Raw genomic sequence first — 24,841 nt, 5'->3', positions numbered from 1 at the left:
AATGCATTAAGTGGCCCTAGGGATTAAGCTGGAACCGGCTCAAAAACAAGGTTAGCCTTTTCTCTACAGCGCCCGCGCCATGAATACCGCATCTGCCCCATAGCTTGCCAAATGGGCGTCAACGCCCGGCACCTCTGCTCTCGCAAAGCCTTGGGCCTGCCAGAACCGTGCTGATCCATTGACCGCGCAAAGGCTGATATGGGCAAAGCCCGCAGCCCCGGCATGGATGGCCAATCGTGTGGTGATGGCGCTTGCCGCGCCTTGTCCCTGTGCATCGGGCAATAGCGCAATATCGTGCAGATAGTATGTGTCGGCGTCTTGCGGCAATGCCTGCAGCAGGGTGTTGAGTTTTGGCAGGTTACCGTAGATCCATGGATGGCTGAGGAGATATCCGGCAATCTGGCCGCGTTGCGAAAGAACAAAGCAGCCCGGCGCATAAAGCATCAGGCGTTCGGCCAGCACAGCGTCATCTTCCGGATAGTCGGGATGTACGATTTCAGCGATGGCGATGACCTCGCTCATATCGGCGGCGAGCATCGGGCGCCAAGTGGCAGTCGCATTGGCGGACAATTCAGCTTCCCTCAAAAGATGGCCTCTAAAAAAAGGCCCGCATTCTTGCGAATGCGGGCCTGATTTTTTCTCAAAGGTTGCGAAAAACCTACTGGTCGTCGCGATCCTTCAAAGCGGCACCAAGGATGTCGCCGAGCGAAGCGCCCGAATCCGAGGAACCGTACTGTGCCACGGCTTCCTTCTCCTCGGCGATTTCCAGCGCCTTGATGGAGAGGGTGATGCGGCCAGTCTTGCGGTCGAACTGCGTGATGCGGGCATCAAGCTTGTCGCCCTTGGCAAAACGCTCAGGCCGCTGATCGGCACGGTCACGGCTAAGGTCGGCACGGCGAATGAACGCTGTGACTTCCGTCTCGCCGATCTGCACTTCAACGCCGCCATCATTGATGGCCGTCACGGTGCAGGTGACAATCGCACCCTTGCGCAGGCCACCGGCATCGGCATTGTCTGCCGCGGCATCAGAAGCAAGCTGCTTGATACCAAGCGAGATGCGTTCCTTGTCGACGTCAACATCGAGAACCTTCGCCTTGACGATATCGCCACGGTTGTAGTCCTCAAGGGCTTCTTCACCCTGACGCTGCCAGTCGAGATCGGAGAGATGGACCATGCCATCCACATCGCCTTCGAGGCCAATGAACAGGCCGAATTCGGTCTTGTTCTTGACTTCGCCTTCGATGACAGCACCGATCGGGAACTGTTCGGAGAAGTTTTCCCAAGGGTTCGACAAGGTCTGCTTGAGGCCAAGCGAGATACGACGCTTCTCGGGATCAACTTCGAGCACCATCACGTCAACTTCCTGCGAAGTCGAAACGATCTTGCCCGGATGCACGTTCTTCTTGGTCCAGCTCATTTCAGAGACGTGGATCAGGCCTTCAATGCCCGGCTCAAGTTCAACGAATGCACCATAGTCAGTGATATTGGTAACACGGCCGGTAAAGCGCGCATTGACCGGATATTTCGCATCGATGCCATCCCAGGGATCGGCCTGAAGCTGCTTCATGCCGAGCGAGATACGATGGCTCTCGTGGTTGATGCGGATGATCTGCACCTTGATGGTCTCACCAATGGTGAGCACTTCGGTCGGGTGGTTCACACGACGCCATGCGATGTCGGTGACATGCAACAGGCCGTCAATGCCGCCGAGATCCACAAACGCACCGTAATCGGTGATGTTCTTGACCACGCCGTCGACAACCTGGCCTTCTTCAAGCTGCTGAACGATTTCAGAACGCTGCTCGGCCCGGCTCTCTTCGAGGATGGCACGACGCGAAACAACGATATTGCCCCGGCGCTTGTCCATCTTGAGGATCTGGAACGGCTGCGGCACATTCATCAACGGGCCGATGTCGCGGATCGGGCGGATATCAACCTGCGAACGCGGCAGGAAGGCGATCGCGCCGTCAAGATCAACCGTAAAGCCGCCCTTGACCTGGTTGAAGATCGTGCCTTCAACGCGCTCGTTCTTCTCGTGCAGCACTTCAAGGCGCACCCAGCTCTCTTCGCGGCGAGCTTTCTCGCGGCTGAGAACGGCTTCACCCATGGAATTCTCGACGCGGTCGACATAGACCTCGACCTCGGAACCCACTTTGATGGTGCCATCACGTCCGGCAGCACCGAATTCTTTCAACGGGACCCGGCCTTCAGTCTTCAGTCCCACATCGATGATGGCGAGATCATTCTCGATTGCCATCACCCGGCCTTTGACCACGGCGCCTTCAAGCGGCTCGTTGTCAACAAACGAATCCATCAACAGGGATTCAAAATCTTCCATCGTCATTTCTGGCTGTGCCATTAAAGCTCCATCTGTCACGCCGGCTGTTTGAGATTGAAAAAACCATGCAATGCCGCCAAACCCCGTCCCGTTCGGCAAATGCCAAAACGACCCGGCGTGTGGGTTTGTAAGCCAGAATATGGTCTGTCTATTTTTCCGCCTGCATCCATCGCCCGGGGTGTGGTCCGGAAACATTGTCGTTCAGGGTCCTATGACCGCAAGGAATGAATTTGAGAAAGGTCGCCCTTACTCGGCCTTGCGCGCCATGACCGCATCGACAATCGCGACCGCAGCACGGAGTGTGGCTTCTATACTCAAATCGGTCGTATCAAGCAAGTGCGCGTCTTCGGCCTGCTTTAGCGGCGCATCCTTGCGTCCACTGTCGCGGGCATCGCGTTCACGGATATCGGCGATCAGTGCATCGAAATCCATGGTCTCACCGCGTTTCTCGAATTGTTTGGCCCGGCGTCCCGCACGCGTTTCCGCGCTGGCCGTGACAAAAATCTTCACATCGGCCTCAGGGGTGATCACTGTGCCGATATCGCGCCCGTCCAGAATGGCCCCGCCGGGTTGATTGGCGAAGTCTCGCTGAAACTGCAGCAATGCCTGCCGGACTTCGGGGAGCGCTGCCACTTTTGAGGCGGCCTGCGCATTTTCAGCCGTACCGAGCACGTCAGCGTCAAGCGAACTGGCATCGAGGGCGCGGGCGATCTCGACCGCGCGTGCGTCCGCATCGGCGTCATGCTCAAATGGCCGCCACAACATGCCTACCTGACGATAGAGCAGACCGGTATCGAGATGCGGCAGGCCGTAATGGTCCGCCATCAGGCCCGCAAGCGTGCCTTTGCCCGAGGCGGCGGGCCCATCGACCGCGATAATCAAACCGGCGTCTCCAGCATGTCGAATTCGGCGCCGAGGCGCGTGAAGTCTTCGATAAAACTCGGGAAGCTGGTCATGATCATATTGCTGTCGTCAATGACAACCGGCTCATTGGCCGCCATGCCCATCACCAGAAAGCTCATGGCGATGCGATGATCCAGATGGGTTTCAGCCGTACCGCCGCCGCGCACTTCGCCGCGCCCCTCAACGATCAGAAAGTCTTTGCCCTCGCGGCAATCAACACCATTGGCCTCAAGCCCGCGTGCCATGGCCGCCAGCCGGTCGCTTTCCTTGACCCGCAATTCGCCGATATCGCGCATCTCGGTGCGCCCGCGTGCAAAAGCGGCAGCGACAGCCAGCACCGGATATTCATCAATCATAGAGGGTGCCCGTGCGGGCGGCACCACAACGCCGCGCAGTTCCGAATGCTGCACCCGCAAATCGGCAATCTCTTCGCCACCTGATTGTCTCAGATTGCGTATTTCAATATTGCCGCCCATTTCCATCAATGTGCGCAACAGGCCGGTTCGGGTCGGGTTCATCAATACGTTTTCGATAACCACATCCGAACCGGGCACGATCAGGGCGGCAACAAGCGGAAAACCCGCAGAACTGGGATCGCCCGGCACGACAACTTCCTGCCCGGTGAGTTCCGGCTGGCCGGTAATCTCAATTCTCAAGACATTGTTCTCAATCTCGGTCACGGTCAGATCAGCCCCAAAACCCTTGAGCATTTTTTCCGTGTGGTCGCGGGTCTTGACCGGTTCGATCACAACGGTCTTGCCGGGGATCGCCAGCGCCGCCAGCAAGACGCAGGACTTAACCTGTGCCGAGGCCATTGGCACGGTGTATTCAATCGGCCGCGGTGTGCGCGGTCCACGCAGGGTGATCGGCAATTTGCCGTCATGATCTTCAATCACTTCAACGCCCATGGCGCGCAGCGGATCGAGCACCCGCCCCATCGGCCGCGACCGCAGGGACGCATCGCCGGTAAACCGGGTCTCAAAATCATAGGCCCCGATCAGGCCCATGCACAAGCGCACGCCCGTGCCCGCATTGCCGAAATCCAGTGCCTCACTTGCCGGCTTGAATCCGGCCTTGCCCACGCCCTCGACGTGCCACTTGTCGTCGCGTTTCTCCACCTTGGCACCCAGCTGGGCCATCGCCCGTCCGGTTGCCAGAATGTCGTCGCCCTCCAGCAGACCTTCCACAACCGTCTCGCCTTCGGCCAGGGCGCCAAACATCAGGGCGCGGTGGGAAATCGATTTGTCCCCCGGTACGCGGATATTTCCCGCAAGCGGTCGTGCAGCGTTAATTGCAGCGGTTGGTCTGGGTGTATTCAGGTCATGCGACATGGGATAAACATCATATTGTTCAATTCGTTCGGGCGGGCTGCAATTAGCATGAAGTGGGGCACGGGGCTAGCTTTCTTCAGCCATGCGCCCGGGAACTGGTTTGGGTTTTTGACATTTTGGGTTTGACATGGGGCCGCTTTCTCCTCTAACCGAAATTTCTTGCGGCGCTGAACAAGGCAGCCGCCTACCGGAATAACGCATAAAAGGAATGAAGAGTGGCCAGTCTCGACCGTGGTACAAAGCGCCAGTGCCTGCACTGTGGCACCAAATTCTACGATCTCAACCGCGACCCCATTCTCTGCCCGAATTGCGGTAAGCAATTCTTGGTCGAAATGGCCAAACCGTTGCCGGTGACAGAAGAGAAAAAAGAAGTCGAAGAAGTTGTCGAGACCGATACCGCAGCTGTCGCTGCTGGTGCGGAAGTCATTTCGCTCAACGATGCCGAGAGCAATGATGACGATGATGATGATGACGACGACGATGTCATCCCTGATGTGGAAGATGTGGAAGTCGATGATGAACTCGGCGGTGACGACGACGCGTTTCTGGAAGACGATGACGACGATGACGACGATCTGGACTTCGACGTTTCTACCGATAACGAAGAGACCTAGGCATCGCTTTTCAACAATCTGGCCCCTATGTGAAATTTGCATGAAATAGGGGCTTGCGCAGAGCTGGGACCTTGACTAGTTTGCGCGGCGTTCGGGGAGGTTTTCCCGGACGCATACGACCCAAAAATATGGGGCCATAGCTCAGTTGGGAGAGCGCTTGCATGGCATGCAAGAGGTCGTCGGTTCGATTCCGTCTGGCTCCACCATTTCTACCTTCCTGAAAATTATCAACAAGGTCTGCTGGCGACGACGCTAGCCGCTTGCGCTTGCATCGCCAATGCTCGCGTGCAGACTGGGTTTTAAAAAAAAAGCCGCAGACGCGACCACGCCAGCGGATGTGATAGAGGGAGGCAGAAAAAAATGACCCGTCTGTTCGCCTTTCTGCGGGGCGTCAATATCGGCAAGCGCACCATGACCAAACAGGATTTGTGCCAAAGCTTTGCCAGGGCCGGTTTTCCAGGTGCCGAAACCTTCCTGGCCAGCGGCAACGTCGTTTTCGATGGCGAGAAAAGCCCTCAAACTGTCTCCCGTCTTGAAAATCAGATCGAAACGGATTTCGGCTTCAAGGCCGAAATTATGCTGCGTTCGCTAAAAGACCTGCGCGCAATGGTGCAGAGTGATCCCTTTGGCGGGCGTAAGCCTGACACTGATATAAAATTCTACGTTTTCATACTCGGTGACCCTTTAGGGAAATTCTTGCCACACCCCCATGGCGTGGCGGGGGATTTCGAGGTGACCCGCCTTGATGATTATGAGATATACGCCATAGCTTATCGCCTGCCCAATGGTCGTTTTGGCCCCGGGCTCGATATGATCGCCAAGCCATTTGGCCGCTATATCACTAATCGGAACTGGAACACGGTTCTGCGCCTTATCGACCGGGAAGAAAAAACCACATGATCACAGTTATAGGCTCGATCAATCTCGATCTCACTGCCAATGCATCGCGCCTGCCCGCGCCGGGAGAAACGGTTGGCGGGAGCGATTTTGCCACCGCAGCGGGAGGCAAAGGGGCCAATCAGGCTGTCGCCGTGCTGCGGGCCGGTGCACCAATGCGTATGGTTGGCGCAGTGGGTGATGATGCTTTTGCGGCGGGCGCTTTGGCCGAATTGACCCGTGATGGCGCGGACCTGAGCGGCGTACGCAAACTGACCGGCGCCAGCGGCATAGCCGTGATCCTGGTTGGTGGTGATGGTGAGAACATGATCGTTGTAGTGCCCGGCGCCAATGCGCTGGTCGACGAAACCATGGCGCGGACAGCGGTTGCAGCACTGCAAAAGGGCGACGTCATTGTTTTGCAGCAGGAAATTCCAGCCGCCACCAATGCCGCAGCGCTCGATGCAGCCCGCGCGGCGGGTGTCACGTCAGTCTTTAATACCGCACCATTCACAAAAGACAGCGCCAGCTTGTCTGAAAAGGCAGATATTGTCGTTGCCAACGAAACCGAATTTGCGCTGCTCATCGGCCGCGAGGTCGCAGGTAAGGCGCTGACTGACGCTGTTATCAGCCTGGCCAAAGCAAAATCCCAGACCATCATTGTAACCCTCGGCGGCGATGGCGCCGTGGCGGCGACAAAATCGGGCGAGCTTCTGCTTGCCGAGGCCCCCAAGATCACACCGGTGGATACGGTTGGGGCAGGGGATACCTTTTGTGGCTATCTGGCGGCCGCGCTGGGCGCCGGAGACAATCTGCAAACCGCGCTAGAAAGAGCGGCTATGGCTGGTGCCCTGGCATGCCTCAAGCCAGGCGCGCAGCCCGCCATTCCTTATGCATCGGAAGTGGATGCCGCCTTGAGCCGCGGTTCGAGGTGATCTTCAAACAGCAAGCCCGGATTGGCAGCCAATCGCGATGCGTAGGCTTCTTCTGCGCGCTGGGATATCTCCCAGAACCGGATCATGCCACCCAACCCGCCGGGGTCAGCCAGTGGGTAATGCCCATTGCGCAAACGCTGCAGCAATTGCGCCTTGGCCGTGATCAAACGGGCGCTGGCGCCCGGTCTGTTGGAAACCGATTGGGGTTCTTTCACATATTGATGCAGCGGGGCGCCCAAATGGAAACACTGTGGGTTGACCGCAAACAATTTGAGCAGAAAATCGATGTCTGTCAGGCGCATCAGCTCGACGTCAAAACGTGGGTCCGCCTTTTCACGGTCATAAACCAGCATCGAATCCATCGAAAAATTGGTAAATTTGTAGCTGCCCGCATCAAGTATGCAATCTGGTCCTGCCCCGACCTGACGCAAAGGGGACATGTCGGCGCCCATCACCTGCAACGCGGTTGAAACAATGCCATATTCCGGCAACACTGCCAGAGCGCGTTCCAGTTTTTCCGGGTGCAGAACGTCGTCGGCGTCAAGGATGGCGACATACGGGGTTGTGGCAACATCCAGAGCAACATTCCGCGCCGCAGAAGAGCCGCTGCCAATTGCCCCGGTCGTCAAAAATCGAAGCCGTTGATCGGCAATCCCGGCATGGGCCAGCACGGCCTTGTAATCGGTCTGGTCGTCCGAAATGATCAGTAATTCCCAGTGCGGGTGGCTCTGGGCCAAAGCGCTTGCGACCGCCCGGACAATGGTGGCTTCCGCCCGATAGGCCGGCATGACAATTGAGATGGTATCTCTCACGAGGTGCGGATCCTTTGTCCCCACTTGAAGCGCTGTATATTTGTCCCCATATCACTTTTGCTAGCCGGTGCCTATTGTTGGGCCGGCGCGAAGTCGCTTGCTGCAAGGACGAAACTGTATGTCGCGTGTATCGCTTTTTTCCGCCCCGTTTCTTCTGGGCTTTGATCTTTTTGAAGAGCGCTTTGACCGCCTGGCCAAGGCCGCAGAGGGTTACCCGCCTTATAATATCGAGCGCCAGATTGAGGGGGATGGCGATGAACGCTTCCTCATCTCGATTGCTGTCGCTGGCTTCAGCCGCGCGGAACTTGAAATTTTCGCCGAGGACAATCAGCTCACCGTGCGCGGCCGTCAGGCCGAGGAGACGGAACGGCAATATCTGCATCGTGGTATCGCCACCCGTCAGTTTCAGCGCACATTCCTGCTGGCCGAAGGCATGCGGATTGATGGCGCGCTCCTCAGGGACGGTTTGCTTGAAATCACGGCTGTGCGACCCAGAGTTGAAAAAACCGCCCGGCGCATCGATATAGAAGTAAAGGAATAGGAGCCCGGAATGTACGATAAGTCAGGTTTCAAAACCGAAAATTTCCCGCTGCACGCGATGGCCGATACCTTGCGGCTGATGAGCGATGAAGAATTTGCAGCCCTGGGCGCAGAAACCATCGTCTTTGCGCGCCCGATCTCGGTTTCCGATCTTGCCCGCTTTGTGCCGCAGGCAAACGTCGCCCCAGACGATGCCATGCTACAAATGGTTGTGGCCGCCGATGGTGCGCCTGTCCTTGTCACCGATAATGACGAGGCTATTTCTGACTGGCTCGAAGACCACAGCGTCACGCTGGTGCAGCGGCACTAGTTTGGTTGGGCGGCTTTGCATCAGCTGCCGCCCTTCACGCCTCAGGCGGCGTTTGTTGCCTCGATCGGGGCCGTCAAAATTTCGTAAAGCTTGCCGGTATCGCGCGTATTGCGCAATTGCTCGGTCACGTTGTCAGTGCGCATCAGGCGCGCAACGCGGGCCAAGGCCTTCAAATGATCAGCGCCTGACCCGGCAGGGGCCAGCAGCATGATTACCAGATCGACCGGCTGATCATCCACCGAATCGAAATCGATGGGTTGATCGAGCCGGGCAAAGACGGCGGTAACGCCGGCAATGCCCTCGAGTTTGCCATGCGGAATGGCAATGCCATTGCCAAGGCCGGTCGACCCCAATTGCTCACGCGACACCAGTGTTTCAAAAATCTGATGTGATTCCACGCCCACCAGATCAACGGCTTTGTCGGCCAGGAGCTGGAGAAGTTGGCGTTTACTTGCAACCTTTGCACAAGCAATCACTGACCCCTTAGCGAGGATGTCGGCGAGTTCCATGAAAGAACCTTTAAGTCTGATTATGGGGTAGCTTTGAGACCCTGATCTGTGGTCATGGCTGGATCAATCCAGCCAATATTGCCATCGGCCCGGCGATAAACCACATTCATGCCGCCATGTCCAGCGTGGCGGAAGACGAGGACGTCTGTTTGGGTTAAATCCAGCTCCATTACCGCTTCTCCAACGCTCATGGTCCTGAGGCTTGAAGTGCTTTCTGCAATGATCGGGGGGTTGAAATCTTCTTCAACCTCATCACGGCTGTCCGGGGAGGCCAGAACATAGGCCTGCGCCGCGATATCACTGGGATCCGCCTTGCGCCTGTGGCTTTTCAGCTTGCGCTTGTAGCGCCGCAATCGTTTCTCGATATGCCCGGCCATTGTCTCAAATGCGGAAGTCGCATCGCCTGCTGACGCGCTTGCATGCAGAATGACGCCGGTATCGAGATGTACGACGCAGTCAGCGCGGAATCCGATACCTTCCGGTTCGAGGGTGAGATGCCCATCATATCCGCCGTCAAAATATTTGCTGACAGCGGAGTCAAAATGATCCTGCGCCTTCTCGCGCAAGGCCTCACCAACGTCCATGTTTTTTCCTGAGACACGCAAATTCATGGCAATCCCTCGACTTGTTTCAAAGTACGGACCGCCTCGGGCTAATCACCGAAGCGCCCGTAAACCGAGATTAGCCCCCCCAAAGGGGCGAGTACAAGGTCGAAAGCTGCTGTGCGGGCAGTCGATGCTGTTGACAATCGCAATTGCAACAAAACCGCAAATCGGGGGTCAGCATCAAATTTTGACAATAAATCAGGCCAGGCGCGCCTGCCTCAGGCCATATGCGTCATGGCTTTCTTCTGCCGCCGCCGGATAACCGATGAGGGAATGTTCATGCCCTCGCGGTATTTGGCAACCGTACGCCGTGCCACATCGATCCCCTGCTCGGCCTTCAGCATTTCCGCAATTGTGTCGTCGGAAAGGATAGCCTTGGGACTTTCCGCCTCGATCAATTGCCGGATACGGTGCCGCACGGCTTCTGCCGAATGGTCGGCGCCACCGGTTGTTGATCCAAGCGCGGTGGTGAAGAAATATTTCATCTCAAACAACCCGCGCGGTGTCGCAAGGTATTTGTTGGATGTGACCCGGCTCACCGTCGATTCATGCATGTCGATCTCTTCGGCCACGGCTTTCAGGGTCATGGGCTTCAAATGCGCAATGCCGTGTTCCAGGAAAGCATCCTGCTGCCGGACGATCTCGGCGGCGACCTTCAAAATGGTCTGCGCCCGCTGATCGAGGCTTTTGGTCAGCCAGTTGGCAGTCTGCAGGCAATCGGTAAGAAAGGTCTTCTCGCCCGGATTGCGCGCCTTGCGCGTTACACTGGCATAATAGGTGCGATTAACCAGGACGCGCGGCAGTACCTCGGTATTCAGTTCAATTTCCCAAAGCCCTGTATTGCCGCGCCGGACGAATACATCCGGCACCACTGCCTGCACAGGTCCGCCATCAAAGGCACGCCCCGGCTTCGGGTCAAGCTCGCGCAATTCCCCCAGCATATCGGCAATGTCGTCCCGGTCTGCGCCAGTTGCACGGGTCAGGGCGGTCATGTCATGCATCGCCACAAGATCAAGATTATCGAGCAATGCCTGCATCATCGGATCGAGCCGGTCTTTTTCGCGCAACTGGATCGCAAGACATTCCGACAGGTTGCGTCCGAACACACCAAGGGGGTCACAACCCTGCACCCGTTGCAGCACCGCCTCGACATCGCTCTCGGTTGCGCCCAGCTGTGCGGCGATATCGTCACACGCCGCCATCATGTAGCCGGCCTCGTTGAGGTTATCGATCAGGTGCTGGGCAATCAGCCGTTCCGCAGGTTGCTTCAGGATCAGGTTGATTTGCTCGCGCAAATGGTCGGCGAGGCTGATCTGGCTGGCCACATAGCTGTCAATGTCCGGGGCTTCGCCAAGCCCGATCATGCTCGGTCCTTCGCGATGTTTGTTCAGCGATTGGGCGACGCTGTCCTGCCCCACCTGTTCGGGAAACACATTGGAAACATCGGTGTCATATTGTTCGGCAATCGAACTGGCCGACCCCATGGTTTCACCATGATCAACCGTATCGCGGTCCGGGCTGCCTTCCGTCACATATTCAGGTGTCGTCAGCGGTTCACTGTCGCTCACTTCATCGCGCTCGAGCAGTGGGTTGCGCTCAAGTTCGGTTTCCACAAAGGCATTGAGTTCAAGATGGCTGAGCTGCAGCAGCCGGATCGACTGCATAAGCTGGGGCGTCAGCGTCAGGCTCTGCGCCTGCCTGATTTCGAGCCGTGGCATCAATGCCATAACGCCGAACTCCCGCCCCAGTTTTTCATGCCAGTCCAGTATCTGCGGGTGTAAACCCGCCCACAGGCTGTCTGAAATCTAACCATCAGGGTTTCATCCCTGTCTGATACAAACATGCATGATTTGGGCGGGCTATACAAGTTTTGTGCCAGTTATTGCCCAATGCATTGATTTGACCGAAATCAGATCGAAAAACTCTCGCCCAGATAAACCCGGCGGGCGTCAGGGTCATTGGTAATTGTCTCAGGTGTACCCTGTATCATCACAGCGCCGCCGTGGATGAGATAGGCCCGGTCCACCAGCCCCAAAGTCTCGCGCACCGAATGATCGGTGATCAAAACGCCAATGCCGCGACCGGTCAATTGGCGCACGAGGCCCTGAATTTCGGCAACGGCAATCGGGTCAACGCCAGCAAAGGGTTCGTCCAGCAGCATAAAAACCGGATCTGCCGCCAGCGCCCTCGCGATTTCCACCCGTCGCCGCTCGCCGCCCGAAAGCGCCAGTGCGTTGGCATCGCGCAAATGCGAAATGGAGAACTCGTCAAGAAGCGCGGACAGGCGTTTCTCACGCGCTGCGCGCCCTTTAATGTGGCCCTCAAGCACCGCCAGAATATTGTCTTTGACACTAAGGCCCCGAAAAATCGATGGCTCCTGTGGCAGATAGCCAATCCCCATCCGCCCGCGCTGATAAAGAGGGAGATGCGTAATCGGTCTGCCATCGACCAGAATGTCACCCTGATCGGGCTTCACCAGCCCCATGATCATGGTGAAAACGGTGGTCTTGCCCGCGCCATTGGGGCCCAAAAGCCCCACCGCTTCCCCGCGTTTGACCGCCAGCGACACATCCCGCACAACAACCCGTTTGCCAAACTTCTTGGCCAGCCCGTGCGCAACCAGCCATCCATCCTGATCCGGAAGCTTATTCACCCGCCGGGCCCTCGGGGGCAGTAAAGATGCCCGTCACCCGGCCGCCGCCAGATTTGCCCCCGGTAAACGCCGATGTGCCCTTGGCGATATCCACCACCAGTTCAGGACCGCTCACCGTGCCGCTCTCATTGGTCACCACAACATTGCCGGTCAGTGTCAGAATGCGCACCTTGGGATCATAGACACCACGGTCGCCTGTCGCGGTTTGTTCGGGTTGTTTGATACGCACATTGCCCACAGCTTCAAAATCCCTGAGATCGGACGGGCCGCCGGGGCCATATCGCACCACGACCGTGTTGGCCCATACCGTCAGGTCGGGCTGGCGAATTTCCACATTGCCGGAAAACGTCGCCCGGCTGCTGCCTTCATCGACAACAAACTTGTCCGCCGTGATCTCTGTCGCATCCTGAGCCAGGGCACCCATCGTGCTCATGGCAATAAGCAGGATGTTCGCAAGCGCTTTCAGTGGCCATTTCATTGTTCTGTCTCTTCCGCCGCAAGGGTGAGCTTTACATTGTCGAAGTCCCAGGTCTGGGCACCGGCATCATAGCGTAATGATGACCCGGTCAAAATCGATCCATCGGCGAAAACCACATGAACATTGTCTTTTGCCACCAAAGTCTGGGTCCGCCAGTCGATTATGGCGTTCAAAAGCTTGGCCTGCATGTCCTGGCTGTCGCTGACATTGAGCACGTCATCCACTTCAACCGTTTGCCGATCAATGGAAAAGCGCGCCGAGTTGGCGCCAGCACGCATGCGATAACCGTCGGTGCGGGTCAGGTCGATCAGTGGATCTGTGAGGTTGAGCAGGTCCCCGTCACCAATCGTGGTGCTGGCCGCTTCCGCAACCACCGTATAAAGCGTGCCATTGGCCATCACGCCGGAATATTCAGGCGTATCGATCACCAGTTCGTCCCGGGCTATGCGCACACCCGAAATGCCGAAATCCCGCGCTATATTGGCGATGACAATTTCGATCATCAGGGCTGCCAGCACCAGCGCCCCGAATAAGGGCACGCCAATGCGCAACCAGCTGATCAACCGGTTATGTCGGGCGAAACCGCGATAGGTCTGCGCCCGTTTGTCGTTCAGATCGCTGGCATTGGCGGCGTGCATCGGGGTGTCAGCTATGGGCGAAAATGTCGGTTTCCGGCCAGCCCGCAAGGTCAAGTTCAACCCGGGTCTTGAGGAAATCGAAACAGCTCTGCGCCATCTCCATTCGGCCTTCCCGTCGCAGCATGCGGTCGAGATGGCGTTTCAGATCGTGCAGATAAAGAACATCCGAGGCCGCATATTCAAGCTGGGCATCGCTTAGCGTATCCGCGCCCCAGTCAGAACTCTGCTGTTGCTTGGAAACCTCGACATTGATCAGTTCACGCGCCAGGTCTTTCAGCCCGTGCCGGTCCGTATAGGTGCGCACCAGCTTCGAGGCGATCTTGGTGCAATAAACCGGGCCAACCACAACGCCGAACCGGTTTTGCAAAGCCGCCATGTCGAAACGGGCGAAATGGAAAATCTTGGTCACATCGGCATCACCGAGTAATTTCTCAAGATTGGGGGCAGAGGTCTGGTCCAGGCTGATCTGAACCACATCGGCATCACCATCACCGGGCGAGAGCTGCACAACACACAGCCGGTCACGACGGGTCATCAGCCCCATCGTCTCGGTGTCGATGGCGACTTCCCGTCCATAACGCGAAAGATCGGGCAAATCGCCCTTGTGCACTCTGATCGTCATATTGCCCCTCGTTTTGGCATTGTGCTTCGTTGATGCCACAGCGGTGAGGCGATGGGAAGGGCGCAAGCCTTAAGGGCGCAACCCGGTAGCCTTCAAAAGCCCTTTGCGCTTGGCATGATAATAATAGCCACTTTGATAAAGCCTGTCCGCCCGCGCGGCGTCACCATCCGCCACCATATACGCGCCGGCAAGATATTTGACCCCGTATTTGAGGTTGGTTTCCGCATCCAGAAGCCCTGAGGGCACACCGCGATATCCCATGGTGCGGGCGGTCGTCGGGTTCAATTGCATCAAGCCCCAGTGCTTGCCATTGCGCGCTGCCGGATTATAGGTGCTCTCGCGATTGACCACATGATGCACCAGCGACAGCGGCACATTGTATTGCGCTGCATATTTGGCAATCAGCGGGTCCAGCGCGGCCCGGCCCGGATTGTCCGGTTTTCGCGTGGCTGGTGCATAAGACAAAACGTCAGATTCGGTGCCCGCCTCTGCTTCTGCTTCAGCTTCAGCAATTGCGAGGTCTTGCGGTGTTTCCGCGTCAGCTTGAGCCGTCTCGATGCCGGTATTGTCGGGGATCAGCGGCAGGGCCAGCTGGGCAAACCGCTCAGAGGGGCTGCATCCGGCAACAGCAAGTGCCAGAAAAAACGCGGTGGCCGGGATCGCGATACGATGCGCCATGAATACTCGTACATTTTATCAAAGGGACAGGCGTCAATTAAAGGCCTCTATTGCGCCCGGCAAGCGGCAACATTGCGGCAAGCTTAACGCGGGCACACGTCGCCGCTGCGCTGTCGGCTTTAAATTTGCAGTGAAAGGGCGCTGGGAAAACACACAATCGTCCGCCGCCTTGCCCCTTAAAAGGGGCAAGTGACGACATTGCGGATCAAAAACTTATTGATCTGAAAAGCACCAAGAGAATGGTGCCCTGGAGAAGACTCGAACTTCCACTTCCATACGGAAACTAGCACCTGAAGCTAGCGCGTCTACCAATTCCGCCACCAGGGCCCATTTGGGCAATGCGCGAGCCTTGACGACCCGAGCGGGCCACTCACTAGGGCCAGTCCGAGGCTTTGTCAATTGCCAAACCGCATTACTGTGCTCAAGGGGTGGCTTTGGCACTCGACAGGGCGGCAGGTCTCACGTTAGAAACCGGTAAAACTCGTTATCCCGGCTGGTTGGAGCAGATTCATGGCACGTACGCGCGAGAAAATTGTCACCATTTTTGGCGGTTCCGGCTTTGTGGGCACACAATTGGTGCAGGAACTGGCGCGCAAGGGTTACCGCATCCGCGTTGCCGTGCGCCGTCCCGATCTTGCCGGTCACGTCAAACCGCTCGGTGCCGTCGGCCAGATCGTGCCGATTCAAGCCAATATCCGGAATATAGCTTCAATTGAACGCGCCGTCGCTGGTGCCGATATTGTTATCAATCTGGTCGGCCTCCTGTTCGAGGGGGGGCGTCAGCGCTTCCGCGCGGTTCACACACAGGGTGCCAAAAATATTGCTGTTGCTGCTGCGCGAGCGGGTGCCGGCGCGTTGGTGCACATGTCGGCCCTCGGGGCAGATCCCGAATCTGAAAGCGCCAGTGCCCGGTCCAAGGCCCTGGGTGAGGCCGAAGTGCTCAAGGCCTATCCCGAAGCGGTGATTATTCGCCCGTCTATCATTTTTGGTCAGGGCGATGGCTTTTTCAACATGTTCGGCTTTCTGGCCCGTATTTCTCCCGTCCTGCCCCTGATTGGTGGCAAGACACAGTTCCAGCCGGTTTACGTCGGCGACGTGGCTGAAGCTTTTGCCCTTGCCGCCGAAGGCAAGGTTAAAACCGGCAAGATCTATGAACTTGGTGGCCCGGACGTGGAGACCATGCGCGAACTGATGCAGCGTGTGCTGCATGAAACCGCCCGCAAACGCCCTCTGCTTCCGGTGCCGATGCCTTTGGCAAAGTTCAAGGCGGCCTTCCTGCAATTGCTGCCCTCGCCAATGCTCACCGTCGACCAGGTCATCCAGCTTGACCGCGACAATGTTGTCTCCGACGAGGCGATAAAGCAAAAGCGCACCTTTGCCGCCTTCGGCATTACGCCCACCACCATGGATGCCATTCTGCCCACCTATATGTGGCGGTTCCGCAAGCACGGCCAGTTCGAGCATATCGCCGCCTGAGGCAAAAGGCTGGCCGTCCGGGTTCAGCAATCCCGTGGGTATGAAGGTTTAGTCAGGCCGGGTCTCGGCCTCCCGCAGTCGCGCCTTGATCTGCGCGACACGCTCGGATTTTTTGGGCGTAGGCTCCCCCTCCACGACCCATTGGCTGAAGCGGGCGAATAGCCGCGCCAGTTCCACCAATTCATCCTCGTCCCAGCTTTTCAGCGCTTCTGTAAAAAGAATGGCCTTATAGGTATAAACGGCTTCCTGATAGGCTTTGCCGCGTGGGGTGAGCTCAAGGCAAATGCGGCGCGCATCGGCCTGCGAGGCGACCCGCCGTGCCAGACCTTTCTCAACCACATCCGCCGTCAGCCGGCTGGCGCGTGAAGGGTCTATATCCATCCGTTCAGCCACAAGCCCGACGGTAACTTCGCCCTCGGACCCAGCGGCAGAAATTGTGTGGATGACCATCAAATGCGCCACATCGACATCAAGCCCCAGCTCGTTGACGGCCTGCTGCACCAATGTCCGCCGGGCAATGCTGCGCCGCATCGTTGCCAGGGTTTCATCAAGGCTGATCGCGGCCTCTGCCGCGCGGGGCGACATGCCGTATGCCACGAATTGCTGCAATTTCTCTGCACCCGCTGAGGCGTTGTCACGGGTCGGATCAGGCGCGTTTTGCTTGGTTTTGATCATGATTTGATTAAACGCAGATAGGTGAAATTGTCAATCATTTGCATGTAGCATATATATGACATTGACATATATATTGCCTCCTTACATAATTTGCGTATCCCAATTGGAAACCTGTTCATGACCGATACTGCCATGCCGATGTCAAACCGGCGTCGAATGACAATCTATGCCGCTGTCCTCGCCGGCCTTTTCATGTCCGTTCTGGATATGCAGATCATTGCCACGGCTTTGCCCACCATTGCCGCCGATCTCGGCAATCTCGAACTTTTTGGCTGGGTCGGTGCTGCCTATTTGCTGGCTACAGCCGCCGTCACACCATTCTATGGAAAGCTCGGCGACCTTTATGGGCGCAAACGCCTTTTCATTGCCGCCATCGTCTTGTTCACGCTTGGCTCACTCGCTTGTGGTCTGGCCTGGTCGATGGAGAGCCTGGTGGCCGCACGCGTCTTGCAGGGGATCGGTGGCGGCGGCTTGATGACATCAGCATTTGGCATTCTCGCCGATCTGTTCGAGCCGCGTGAACGCGCCAAATATCAGGGCTACAGCTCCGCCGTCTTCACCCTCGCAGGACTGGTTGGTCCTGTAGCTGGCGGGCTGATCGCGCAATCGGTGGGCTGGCAATTCATTTTCCTGATCAACCTGCCCATCGGCGTGGCCGTGATTGCCGTTCTCTTGTTCGCCATGCCCGCAATCACCCACACGAAACGCCCGAGTGTCGATTACCTGGGCGGCATGTTACTCGCGGCAGCAGTCACTCTGACCGTGTTCTGGGCCGAGGAGGTCCTGGGCAACGGCACCTCGGACGTGCTCGCAATCATTCTGCCCGTACTGATTGTCGTTGCAACGGCTGGTTTCATTTTCACAGAACGCCGCGCCGCAGAACCAATGGTGCCCCTGTTCCTGTTTACCAACCATACGATCGGGCTGACGCTGGTCATCTCGGTTCTGGTCGGCATGTCCTCGCTTGGCATGCTCAATTACTTTGCGCTCTTTTTGCAAACGGTCACCGGTTTGCCACCGGCCCTGGCGGGCCTGTTTTTCTTGCCCTCATCGGTAGGGTCGCTATTGGCATCGGTCGGGGCCGGTCTGCTGGTCGCCCGCACCGGGCGCTACAAGATATTCCCCGTTGTGGCGACCGCACTTGGCGTTGTGGTGCTTTTAAGTTTTGCTCAGGTTGATGTGAACACACCGGTCTGGGCGATCTGCATCCTCATGTTCTTTTTCTCCGTCAGCATGGGCCTGCAAATGCAAACCCTGATGGTCGCCGTACAAAATGCAGTGCCCCGCCAGGATGTTGGGGCAGCCACGGGCGCCTTAAGTCTCTCACGGCTTATCGGCGCCTCCCTCGGCCTCGCGGCCAATGGCGGGCTGCTCACTGCCGGGCTGGTTCAGGCGCAGGCCTCATTGCCCGCTGCAACCGCGGCGCAATTGCCTGTGCCCCTGCGTGATCTGACACCGGACGCTATATGGTCCTTGCCACCAGAACTGTCGCACGAAATAGTCGGCTTGTTCGACATGGCTTTTGAGAGAATTTTTTATATGGGTGCCGGCTTGTTCGCGGTCTCACTCATCCTCTCGCTCATGCTGCGCGACGTGCGCCTGCCGGGGCGAGAGCACGTTGAGGCCGTCGCGGCACCAAGCGCTGCGGAATAAGCGGCAAACAAAAAACCGGGGTCGCAATGCCCCGGTTTTTCAAGTTCAGCCCATTGGCCAAAGTACAATCAATCCCAGTCCGCCAACCGCAATGCGCCACCAGGCAAAATACCGGAACCCGTGTCGCGAAACGAAGTCGAGCAGGTAGCGCACCACAATTGTGCCTACAATAAACGCTGCAACAAAGCCGATCAGAATATCGAGCCCCAGCCCGCCATTCAGGATCATGTCCTTGTTCTTGTAGAAATCATAGACAAATGCGCCCGCCATGATCGGCAGGGCGATGAAAAAAGTGAACTCGGCGGCAGAACGTTTGTCGGTGCCGAACAGGAGTGAACCGACAATTGTCGCCCCTGAACGCGACACGCCGGGGATCAGCGCCAGCATCTGGAACAGCCCGATGATCAGGCTCAGGTGCCAGGGGTATGTATAGATATCCGTATAGCGCGGCTTCAGCGGCAGCTTGTCGACGATCATCAGAATAATGCCACCCGCCAGCAACATCACACAGATTGTCATGGGGCTTTCATAGACAACTTGCTGAATGAAATCATGGGCCAGCACGCCAACCAGAGCCGCCGGAGCAGAGGCGAGGGCGACATTGAGGGCAAATAACCATGCCCCTTTCTTCCCCTGCAGCGCATCGCGCAACAACTCAAATAGTTTGGCAAAATAGACCGTGATAATCGCAAGGATCGCCCCCAATTGGATCAGCACCACGAATACGGCAGGCTGCGTCAGACCAAAGAAATGACCAGCCAGCAAAAGGTGCCCGGTGGAGGACACAGGTAAGAATTCGGTAAGCCCTTCCAGAATTCCCAGAACAAGCGGTACAAAAATACCTTGATCCATATTCGCTATTTCCCCTATCCAGTCCTTGGGCACCTTTGAGCAAAATTGGCGCGGCGCAGCGGCGCGGCCCCGAAACCTGATGCCGGGATTCGGCCACTATCTTGCCGCAGAAATGCCTGTCCCGATTCGCATCGGATCAGGCTCTAGCCTGATTTGCGCTATAGCGCTACCACGCTCAACCGGGGATGGGTGAAAACAAGAATGACCAAGTTGCTGCATCACAAGCTCGATCCGGCCTCTCGCATGGTCCGTCTCATGCTGGCCGAATACGGCGCTGAAATTGAACTGGAAGACGCAAGCCCCTGGCTGCGCCCCGCCAGTCTGACCGATCTGAATCCGGCGGCCACAGTGCCGCTATTGCTCGAGCACGGTATGGCCCCGATTATCGGCCCGCTGGCTGTCGTCCATTTCGTGGAAGAGCGCTACACACCGGACATGGTGGCCGGACTGGTGCCCGCGGATATCGGTGGACGCGCTGAGATGTGGCGGCTCTATGATTGGGTAATGGGTAAATTCAACGATGAGGTAACCCGTTACATTCTTGAAGAGAAAATCGGCCGCCGCGAGCAGAAGGCTGGCGCGCCAGACCCCTCGGCCCTGCGGGCAGCCAAAGCCAATCTCGCCGAGCATTTACAATATTTCGCCTATCTTTTCGCCACGCGCCGCTGGCTTGGCGGCGATGCCATGACCCTCGCCGATTTTGCCTTGGCCGGACATCTCTCTGCGCTCGATTATCTCGGCGACATCGACTGGGCGGCCACTGGCGAAACCCGTGACTGGTACGCCCGCATCAAGTCCCGCCCCGCTTTCCGCCCCTTGCTGGGGGATCGGCTCGTTGGCACCACACCCTCTAAAAGCTACGCGGATCTCGACTTTTGAGCAAAGGCGCTGGAGTACAGCCCGGCGCCCCGGTTCAGCCCGATGCCAAAACCGCGCGGCTGATTGATGATCTGCGCGCCCGCGCCAAGGCGCTCGGCTTTGATGCCATTGGCATCACCTCGGCCCATACCCGCGCAGACTGGCATGAAAAACTCACGATTGCCCTCGATCGCGGCTGGCACGGCGATATGGACTGGATGGCTGAAACCGCCAGCCGCCGTGCAGCGCCCGAAGCGCTCTGGCCCGAGGCCCGTTCCATCATCATGCTCGGCGTCAATTACGGGCCCGATACCGACCCCCTGCAATTGCTGGCGCAAAAATCGACCGGCAATATTTCCGTTTATGCCCGCAATCGCGATTATCACGACATCATCAAGGGCCGGCTGAAAGATCTTGCCGGCCTGCTTGCCCGCCGCGCCGGGGCAGGGGTCAAGGTTTTTGTCGATACCGCCCCGGTCATGGAAAAGCCGCTCGCCGCTGCCGCCGGCATTGGCTGGCAGGGCAAGCATACGGTTCTGGTCTCGCGGGAATTCGGCTCCTGGCTGTTTCTGGGTGCCATCTTCACCGATGCCGATCTGCCCCTCTCCGAGCCCCATGCAGAAAGCTGCGGCACCTGCCGCCGTTGCCTTGATGTTTGCCCCACCAATGCTTTCCCCGCGCCCTTCCAGCTCGATGCGCGCAAATGCCTCGCCTATCTCAATATCGAATTGAAGGGCCAGATCCCGCGCCAATATCGCGCGCCCATGGGCAACCGCATTTATGGCTGCGATGACTGTCTGGCCGTCTGCCCCTGGAACAAGTTCGCCAGCCACACAAAGGAAGTCAAATTGCAGGCCCGCGATGCGCTGACCACCCCGGCGCTGGCCGATCTGGCCGATCTCGATGATGCCGGCTTCCGCAAACTGTTTGCCGCCTCGCCGGTCAAGCGTCTTGGCCATGCCCGTTTCATCCGCAATGTCCTTATCGCCTTGGGCAATAGCGGCAATCCCGATCTCATCTCCCGCGCCGAACAGCGATTGAGCGATCCCGATCCGATGATTCGCGCCGCCGCCATCTGGGCCTTTCGCCGCCTCGCGCCTTCCGATAGGGTCGCGGCAATCCGGCAGCAAACCCAATCCCGCGAGCACGACATGGCCGTCGCCAGCGAATGGGACGGGGATTTGACGCCGCCTTTTTAACGCGTGAGCCGAGTGAGCATGAATTTCTTCTTCTTTGGCATGGGCTATTCCTCGCAGGCCGCCGCCCGCGCCATCCACACCCGTCTTGGCGCTGATATCCCGGTTTTCGGCACCACACGAAATGCCGGAAAAGCCGCCCATCTCGATGCCAAAAATATCCACGCCCATATGTTTGACGGCACAAAACCCGGCCCGACCCTCGGCGCCGCCCTGTCCTCGGCAACCCATGTCATCCATTCCATCGCCCCCGATGAAAATGGCGATGCCGTCTTCAATCACCATCGCGCCGATCTCGAAAGATCATCTGCGCTGCAATGGCTTTGCTATTATTCAACCGTCGGTGTCTATGGCAATTTCGATGGGGCCTGGATTGATGAGACCGCCGCATGCCACCCGGTCAACAAGCGCTCGCAATGGCGCGTCACCGCCGAAAACGCCTGGCGCGATTTCGCCGCCGAAAAAGGCGTGCCCCTGCTGATCCTGCGCCTTGCGGGGATTTACGGCACCGGCCGCTCCAGCTTTGACAAACTGCAATCGGGCACCGCCCGCCGCATCATCAAACCGGGTCAGGTGTTCAACCGCATTCATGTGGAAGATATCGGCCGCATCACCGCTCTGGCAGCCGAACAAAAGCTCGTCGGCACCTTTAATCTTGCCGACGATGAACCGGCCCCGCCGCAGGATCTGGTTGCCCATGCCGCCGAAATGGCGGGACTGAACCCGCCGCCCGAAGTGCCATTCGACACTGCCGACATGACGCCCATGGCCCGCTCATTTTATAATGACAATAAGCGCGTCTCCAACGCCGCCATCAAAAAGGCTCTCGGCATCGAACTGCTCTACCCAACTTATCGTCAGGGTCTTGCTGCAATTCATGGAGCCATGAAATGACCAGGCCGCAACCGGCAAGCTCCCCCGCGCCGATTGTATTGAAGGGGCGCTATTGTCGGCTCGAACCAATGACGCAAGAACATGCGGCAGACATGTTCGCCGCCATCTCCGGGCCCGAGGCCGACGCGCGTCACCGCTGGTTGTTTTCTGACGCGCCTGCCGATTTGGCCGCGCTACAAGCCTGGATAAACATGACGCTGGCTGCGCCCGATCAGCTCTATTTCGCTGTCATCGACACGGCGACCGGCAGGTGCGGTGGGCGGCATGCCCTCATGCGCCTGCGCCCCGAACATGGCTCCATAGAAATCGGTGGCGTGCTCTGGGGCGCCGGGGTCGCGAAAACCCGGCTTGCAACCGAGGCCTTCTACATTACGGCAAAACATGTGTTCGACGATCTGGGTTATCGCCGCTTCGAATGGAAGTGCAATGACCGGAATCTGGGGTCAAAGCGGGCGGCCACCCGTTTCGGCTTCACCTTCGAGGGCGTGTTCCGGCAAGACATGATCGTCAAGGGCGAGAACCGTGACACGGCCTGGTTCTCCATGCTCGATCACGAATGGCCGGCTCTCAAGGCCCGTTTCGAGACCTTTCTCGATCCCGCCAATTTTGACGAAACCGGCCAGTCAAAGACACCGCTGTCTACCCCGCGTCTGCCGACATCCGGCTGATCACGTCTTTCAGTTTTTCCAGATCCGGCACCCGGCTCAACCGGTGATCGCCATCAGGAATAAGCGTGAAACCCACAGGGTCCTGCGTCAGATGTGCCAAAAGCTTGAGCGCATGCGCGGGCGGCACATCCGTATCCTGCCCGCCTTGCAGAATATGCACGGGGCACCCGGTCACGATCGAGCCCTTGCCAAACAGCAAATGCTTTGCCCCGTCCGAAATCAGTTTCTCGGTCAAAATATAGGGTTCGTCCGCATAATCGGAGGGTTGCTCCACCCGTCCCTTCATATGCAGATCGTGCAATTCCTCGGGCGAAAAGGTCAGCCGCATCAAATCCTCGGTCATGTCCACTGCCGGGGCAATCAACACCAGTCCGCAAACCCGGCTATCGCCTTTTGCCCTGAGGGCCTGGTTCAGCAACAGCGCCAGCCAGCCACCCATCGAGGAGCCGGTGACAATCTGCGGCCCCGAGGTGGTCTCAAACACCCCAAGCGCATCCTCCAGCCACTGGCTGATGCTGCCGTCAAGAAATTCTCCCTCCGAAACCCCGTGCCCGGAATAATCGAACCGCGTCACCGCCAGCCCCTGTTCCGCGCCAAAGGCATCGAGCGCCTCCGCCTTCGAACCGATCATGTCGGATTTGAACCCACCCAGCCAGAACAGGCCCGGCGTTTGGCCCGATCGGCGCAATATGGCAATCCGGCGCGCCACGTCCCCCGCACCAATCATGAGGCTATCTTCTTGTGCACCCATGTTGAATTCCTCTCCAAACTACCCAAATAGAGCACTAACCAGCTCATACCCGAAGCGGCAACCCGCTTGTTTGGGTTTTGCCGGTTGACTTTGTGCCCGTCTGAAACGATTTTAGGCGGGAAATTTCGCCCGTTTTGCAGACAGTAGAAGGATTGCAAACATTCGCCGTCCAATGAGACCCGTGCAGCCCCAAAAAGATGGGCCGCCCGCAAATGAAGATATCACCTCCGCCGACGTGCAGCTGATTGACGCCGAAGGCGAAAATCACGGCACCGTTCCAACTTCACAGGCCATGGAAATGGCGCGCGAGGCCGGTTTGGACCTTGTGGCGATCTCGCCCAACGCCAATCCGCCGGTTTGCAAGATCCTTGATCTTGGCAAATTTAAATACGCCGCCCAGAAAAAGGCCGCCGAAGCCCGCAAAAAGCAGAAAGTTATTGAGGTCAAAGAGATCAAGCTCAGACCCAATATCGATAAGCATGACTACGAAGTCAAAATGCGCTCGGTCGTGAAGTTCCTGGAAGAAGGCGACAAGGTCAAAGTGACTATGCGCTTCCGTGGCCGCGAAATGGCCCACCAGGATATCGGCCTGCAGCTTTTGAACAAAGTGCGCGACGAAATGGAAGAATTGTCGAAAGTCGAATCGTCACCGCGTTCTGAAGGACGTCAGATGGTTATGATTATCGCGCCGCGCTAAAAAACGTGTAGCGCAATGCGCGCTCCGAATCTGAACAAAAAGGCATTCGCATTCGCGGATGCCTTTTTCATATAATGAACGAGAAAACGGCTTATTTAGCAATTCCTTAAGCATAACGCCCCAAAGGTTGGTTTTGGGGACGACGTTATGCTGAAGGAATAAAAATGCTCGGTCGGTTCGGAATATCTGCCAGAATTTTTGCTGGTTTCTCTGCCATCCTTTTACTCTTGGGGGGGGTGGTCGTCGTCTCGTTTTTGGGGCTGCAAACAATCTCGTCCA

At 57.6% G+C, this 24,841-nt stretch carries 27 protein-coding genes, 2 tRNA genes and 1 pseudogene; 13 read left to right on the top strand and 17 right to left on the bottom strand.

All coding sequences use genetic code 11. The features are described 5' to 3' along the window. Positions 1 to 63: 63 nt before the first annotated feature. The 4 genes from L1P08_RS09905 to aroA all read right to left on the bottom strand — a co-directional run bounded on the left by L1P08_RS09905 (position 64) and on the right by aroA (position 4,572). Positions 64 to 570, bottom strand: a complete 507-nt coding sequence (locus L1P08_RS09905) for a GNAT family N-acetyltransferase (RefSeq protein WP_303616857.1) — start codon at positions 568 to 570, stop codon at positions 64 to 66. A gap of 88 nt (positions 571 to 658) precedes the next feature. Further along, entirely contained in the window at positions 659 to 2,359 is a 1,701-nt protein-coding gene (gene rpsA / locus L1P08_RS09900; RefSeq protein WP_303616856.1) for a 30S ribosomal protein S1, read from the bottom strand. Between the two features lie 225 nt (positions 2,360 to 2,584). Then, entirely contained in the window at positions 2,585 to 3,220 is a 636-nt protein-coding gene (cmk, locus tag L1P08_RS09895) for a (d)CMP kinase (RefSeq protein WP_303616855.1), read from the bottom strand. After that, positions 3,217 to 4,572 carry a 3-phosphoshikimate 1-carboxyvinyltransferase gene (aroA, locus tag L1P08_RS09890; RefSeq protein WP_303616854.1) on the bottom strand — a complete coding sequence of 452 codons (1,356 nt, stop codon included), beginning with the start codon at positions 4,570 to 4,572 and terminating at the stop codon, positions 3,217 to 3,219. Before aroA ends, cmk begins: the two co-directional genes overlap by 4 nt. 215 nt (positions 4,573 to 4,787) lie before the next feature. Between aroA and L1P08_RS09885 the strand changes: the two genes are divergently transcribed. From L1P08_RS09885 to L1P08_RS09870, 4 genes are all read left to right on the top strand, one after another. Further along, positions 4,788 to 5,186, top strand: coding sequence for a TIGR02300 family protein (locus tag L1P08_RS09885; protein ID WP_303616853.1), 399 nt, complete (start codon positions 4,788 to 4,790; stop codon positions 5,184 to 5,186). A gap of 130 nt (positions 5,187 to 5,316) precedes the next feature. Continuing rightward, positions 5,317 to 5,392 (top strand) — tRNA-Ala (locus tag L1P08_RS09880). Between the two features lie 154 nt (positions 5,393 to 5,546). Beyond that, on the top strand, positions 5,547 to 6,086 hold the full coding sequence (locus L1P08_RS09875; protein WP_303616852.1) for a DUF1697 domain-containing protein: 540 nt from the start codon (positions 5,547 to 5,549) through the stop codon (positions 6,084 to 6,086). Further along, on the top strand, positions 6,083 to 6,997 hold the full coding sequence (locus L1P08_RS09870) for a ribokinase (RefSeq protein WP_303616851.1): 915 nt from the start codon (positions 6,083 to 6,085) through the stop codon (positions 6,995 to 6,997). Before L1P08_RS09875 ends, L1P08_RS09870 begins: the two co-directional genes overlap by 4 nt. Here L1P08_RS09870 and L1P08_RS09865 read toward each other — a convergent pair. Further along, positions 6,952 to 7,809 carry a glycosyltransferase family 2 protein gene (locus L1P08_RS09865; RefSeq protein WP_303616850.1) on the bottom strand — a complete coding sequence of 286 codons (858 nt, stop codon included), beginning with the start codon at positions 7,807 to 7,809 and terminating at the stop codon, positions 6,952 to 6,954. The genes L1P08_RS09870 and L1P08_RS09865 overlap by 46 nt on opposite strands. 118 nt (positions 7,810 to 7,927) lie before the next feature. Between L1P08_RS09865 and L1P08_RS09860 the strand changes: the two genes are divergently transcribed. Together L1P08_RS09860 and L1P08_RS09855 are read left to right on the top strand one after the other, a co-directional pair. Continuing rightward, positions 7,928 to 8,350 carry an Hsp20 family protein gene (locus L1P08_RS09860; protein WP_303616849.1) on the top strand — a complete coding sequence of 141 codons (423 nt, stop codon included), beginning with the start codon at positions 7,928 to 7,930 and terminating at the stop codon, positions 8,348 to 8,350. Between the two features lie 9 nt (positions 8,351 to 8,359). Then, positions 8,360 to 8,659, top strand: a complete 300-nt coding sequence (locus L1P08_RS09855) for a DUF1150 family protein (protein WP_303616848.1) — start codon at positions 8,360 to 8,362, stop codon at positions 8,657 to 8,659. Positions 8,660 to 8,700: 41 nt separating this feature from the next. On the opposite strand, the gene ptsN is transcribed toward L1P08_RS09855, so the two are convergent. The 9 genes and pseudogenes from ptsN to L1P08_RS09810 form a co-directional block, all read right to left on the bottom strand. Further along, positions 8,701 to 9,168: a PTS IIA-like nitrogen regulatory protein PtsN gene (ptsN, locus tag L1P08_RS09850; RefSeq protein ID WP_303616847.1), complete on the bottom strand. Its 468-nt coding sequence runs from the start codon at positions 9,166 to 9,168 to the stop codon at positions 8,701 to 8,703. A gap of 20 nt (positions 9,169 to 9,188) precedes the next feature. Beyond that, on the bottom strand, positions 9,189 to 9,752 hold the full coding sequence (locus L1P08_RS09845) for a ribosome hibernation promotion factor (protein ID WP_303616846.1): 564 nt from the start codon (positions 9,750 to 9,752) through the stop codon (positions 9,189 to 9,191). 239 nt (positions 9,753 to 9,991) lie between these two features. Beyond that, positions 9,992 to 11,500, bottom strand: coding sequence for an RNA polymerase factor sigma-54 (gene rpoN / locus L1P08_RS09840; protein WP_303616845.1), 1,509 nt, complete (start codon positions 11,498 to 11,500; stop codon positions 9,992 to 9,994). Between the two features lie 182 nt (positions 11,501 to 11,682). Beyond that, complete coding sequence (gene lptB / locus L1P08_RS09835; protein WP_438268457.1) at positions 11,683 to 12,447, bottom strand: LPS export ABC transporter ATP-binding protein; 765 nt, start codon at positions 12,445 to 12,447, stop codon at positions 11,683 to 11,685. Beyond that, complete coding sequence (gene lptA, locus L1P08_RS09830) at positions 12,419 to 12,904, bottom strand: lipopolysaccharide transport periplasmic protein LptA (protein ID WP_303616843.1); 486 nt, start codon at positions 12,902 to 12,904, stop codon at positions 12,419 to 12,421. Before lptA ends, lptB begins: the two co-directional genes overlap by 29 nt. Beyond that, positions 12,901 to 13,542, bottom strand: a complete 642-nt coding sequence (locus L1P08_RS09825) for a hypothetical protein (protein ID WP_303616842.1) — start codon at positions 13,540 to 13,542, stop codon at positions 12,901 to 12,903. Before L1P08_RS09825 ends, lptA begins: the two co-directional genes overlap by 4 nt. Before the next feature lie 7 nt (positions 13,543 to 13,549). Then, positions 13,550 to 14,164: a ribonuclease D gene (locus L1P08_RS09820; protein WP_303616841.1), complete on the bottom strand. Its 615-nt coding sequence runs from the start codon at positions 14,162 to 14,164 to the stop codon at positions 13,550 to 13,552. Between the two features lie 69 nt (positions 14,165 to 14,233). Beyond that, positions 14,234 to 14,578 (bottom strand): annotated as a pseudogene (locus tag L1P08_RS16430) (transglycosylase SLT domain-containing protein); the annotation flags it as partial. Between the two features lie 504 nt (positions 14,579 to 15,082). Further along, positions 15,083 to 15,169: transfer RNA gene (locus tag L1P08_RS09810), tRNA-Leu, on the bottom strand. 183 nt (positions 15,170 to 15,352) lie between these two features. On the opposite strand from L1P08_RS09810, the gene L1P08_RS09805 reads away from it, so the two are divergent. Then, on the top strand, positions 15,353 to 16,318 hold the full coding sequence (locus L1P08_RS09805; RefSeq protein WP_303616840.1) for a complex I NDUFA9 subunit family protein: 966 nt from the start codon (positions 15,353 to 15,355) through the stop codon (positions 16,316 to 16,318). A gap of 48 nt (positions 16,319 to 16,366) precedes the next feature. Here L1P08_RS09805 and L1P08_RS09800 read toward each other — a convergent pair whose 3' ends face one another. Then, positions 16,367 to 16,993, bottom strand: a complete 627-nt coding sequence (locus L1P08_RS09800; protein ID WP_303616839.1) for a MarR family winged helix-turn-helix transcriptional regulator — start codon at positions 16,991 to 16,993, stop codon at positions 16,367 to 16,369. 117 nt (positions 16,994 to 17,110) lie between these two features. On the opposite strand from L1P08_RS09800, the gene L1P08_RS09795 reads away from it, so the two are divergent. Next, positions 17,111 to 18,646: an MDR family MFS transporter gene (locus L1P08_RS09795; RefSeq protein ID WP_303616838.1), complete on the top strand. Its 1,536-nt coding sequence runs from the start codon at positions 17,111 to 17,113 to the stop codon at positions 18,644 to 18,646. Positions 18,647 to 18,691: 45 nt separating this feature from the next. On the opposite strand, the gene L1P08_RS09790 is transcribed toward L1P08_RS09795, so the two are convergent. Beyond that, entirely contained in the window at positions 18,692 to 19,498 is an 807-nt protein-coding gene (locus L1P08_RS09790; protein WP_303616837.1) for an undecaprenyl-diphosphate phosphatase, read from the bottom strand. Positions 19,499 to 19,699: 201 nt separating this feature from the next. Between L1P08_RS09790 and L1P08_RS09785 the strand changes: the two genes are divergently transcribed. The 4 genes from L1P08_RS09785 (at position 19,700) to L1P08_RS09770 (ending at position 23,114) form a co-directional block, all read left to right on the top strand. Beyond that, entirely contained in the window at positions 19,700 to 20,377 is a 678-nt protein-coding gene (locus tag L1P08_RS09785; RefSeq protein WP_303616836.1) for a glutathione S-transferase family protein, read from the top strand. Then, positions 20,374 to 21,555 (top strand): tRNA epoxyqueuosine(34) reductase QueG, encoded by a 1,182-nt coding sequence (gene queG / locus L1P08_RS09780; RefSeq protein ID WP_438268400.1) that lies wholly within the window; start codon positions 20,374 to 20,376, stop codon positions 21,553 to 21,555. Before L1P08_RS09785 ends, queG begins: the two co-directional genes overlap by 4 nt. 18 nt (positions 21,556 to 21,573) lie before the next feature. After that, entirely contained in the window at positions 21,574 to 22,446 is an 873-nt protein-coding gene (locus tag L1P08_RS09775) for an SDR family oxidoreductase (protein ID WP_303616835.1), read from the top strand. Between the two features lie 68 nt (positions 22,447 to 22,514). Further along, positions 22,515 to 23,114, top strand: coding sequence for a GNAT family N-acetyltransferase (locus tag L1P08_RS09770; protein WP_303616834.1), 600 nt, complete (start codon positions 22,515 to 22,517; stop codon positions 23,112 to 23,114). On the opposite strand, the gene L1P08_RS09765 is transcribed toward L1P08_RS09770, so the two are convergent. After that, the gene (locus tag L1P08_RS09765) at positions 23,086 to 23,865 is read right to left on the bottom strand and encodes an alpha/beta hydrolase (protein WP_303616833.1); all 780 of its coding nucleotides are present in this window, start codon (positions 23,863 to 23,865) and stop codon (positions 23,086 to 23,088) included. The genes L1P08_RS09770 and L1P08_RS09765 overlap by 29 nt on opposite strands. A gap of 160 nt (positions 23,866 to 24,025) precedes the next feature. On the opposite strand from L1P08_RS09765, the gene infC reads away from it, so the two are divergent. Beyond that, positions 24,026 to 24,562: a translation initiation factor IF-3 gene (gene infC / locus L1P08_RS09760; protein ID WP_303619537.1), complete on the top strand. Its 537-nt coding sequence runs from the start codon at positions 24,026 to 24,028 to the stop codon at positions 24,560 to 24,562. The last annotated feature ends 279 nt before the right edge of the window (positions 24,563 to 24,841 follow it).

This window comes from Mariluticola halotolerans (assembly GCF_021611515.1).
Taxonomy (GTDB): Bacteria; Pseudomonadota; Alphaproteobacteria; order Rhizobiales; family Devosiaceae; genus Mariluticola; species Mariluticola halotolerans.
The sequence above is the reverse complement of the archived record's forward strand: the minus strand, read 5'-3'. Positions and strand labels throughout refer to the sequence as shown.